The organism is Shigella sp. FC1661 (assembly GCF_001712525.1).
GTDB classification, from domain to species: Bacteria; Pseudomonadota; Gammaproteobacteria; order Enterobacterales; family Enterobacteriaceae; genus Escherichia; species Escherichia coli.
Genome location: NZ_MDGW01000364.1, coordinates 1 through 1,124, shown reverse-complemented (window position 1 = coordinate 1,124; position 1,124 = coordinate 1). Strand labels below are relative to the sequence as shown.

Annotated in this window: 1 protein-coding gene and 3 pseudogenes; 2 read left to right on the top strand and 2 right to left on the bottom strand. The window is 51.3% G+C overall.

Going from position 1 to position 1,124, the window contains the following annotated elements; genetic code table 11:
- Positions 1-98: 98 nt before the first annotated feature.
- Positions 99-407: pseudogene (locus BFF42_RS18045) on the top strand (IS1 family transposase); the annotation flags it as partial.
- Between the two features lie 39 nt (positions 408-446).
- Here the strand turns inward: BFF42_RS18045 and BFF42_RS18040 are convergent.
- Together BFF42_RS18040 and BFF42_RS18035 are read right to left on the bottom strand one after the other, a co-directional pair.
- A pseudogene (locus BFF42_RS18040) lies at positions 447-581 on the bottom strand (transposase domain-containing protein); the annotation flags it as partial.
- A gap of 58 nt (positions 582-639) precedes the next feature.
- A pseudogene (locus tag BFF42_RS18035) lies at positions 640-930 on the bottom strand (group II intron maturase-specific domain-containing protein); the annotation flags it as partial.
- Between the two features lie 71 nt (positions 931-1,001).
- Between BFF42_RS18035 and BFF42_RS18030 the strand changes: the two are divergent.
- Positions 1,002-1,124 (top strand): IS3 family transposase (locus BFF42_RS18030; protein WP_005083954.1); only part of this gene is annotated, 123 nt, incomplete at its 3' end.

Below are 1,124 nucleotides of genomic sequence, written 5' to 3'. Positions count from 1 at the left end.
ACTGGCCGATAAACCGGGTCGGCGAACTGCTCCCCTGGCGCGTAGCACTGCCGACTGAATAACACATCCCCGTCAATACGGTTCTTGCTGCACGCTTACTACGGAGGACGGTTGTGGCGCAGGTCTTCGGTGAACGCACTCTGGCCACACTGGAGCGTCTTCTGAGCCTGCTGTCGGCCTTTGAGGTCGTGGTATGGATGACGGATGGCTGGCCGCTGTATGAATCACGCCTGAAGGGAAAGCTGCACGTTATCAGCAAGCGTTACACTCAGCGCATTGAGCGACATAATCTGAATCTGAGACAACATCTGGCAAGGCTGGGACGGAAGTCACTGTCGTTCTCAAAATCGGTGGAGCTGCATGACAAGGTCATCGGGCATTATCTGAACATAAAACACTATCAGTAAGTTGGAGTCATTACCCAGATCGCGTACCCGGTTTGCCGGTCAGTCCTGGATATGCTCAATGACGTAACGCAGCCATTTTTCTGGCTCCACATTGTTCAGACGGCATGTGCCGATCAGCGAGTACAACACCGCCGCATGTTCGCCACCGCTATCGGAACCCCGTCGGAGAGAGTTTCACTCTCCGGCTGCTCACGGAACCGTACGTGACACTCTCGCGTCATACGGCTCTTGATCACTCATTCGATGCACGTAGTAAATACCAGTGGGCAAATAGCTTCGGATACTGTTTCCTTACCAGCGCCAGCTTTCGCTGAGCCTTCCGGTTCGAAAGTCTGTATTTAGACTGCATCCACTTAAGCAAACGTGACTGCATTGCACTCCACAGTCGATAGCTGAAGTTTCTGGACCAGAACTTTCCATAGTACTCAATCCAGCCTCTCACTATCGCATTGTAGTGCCTCGCAAAATCCAGCAAACTCTCAGCTGTTGAGCGATGTATACGCCACTTCTTGATTGTTTCTGTGAAGTGGCACACTGAATTTGGCCACCTGAACAGAGGTGATATGCTCACCTCAGAACAACACAGGTGCTCCAATGAAAAAAAGAAATTTTAGCGCGGAGTTTAAACGCGAATCCGCTCAACTGGTTGTTGACCAGAAATACACGGTGGCAGATGCCGCCAAAGCTATGGATGTTGGCCTTTCCACAATGACAAGA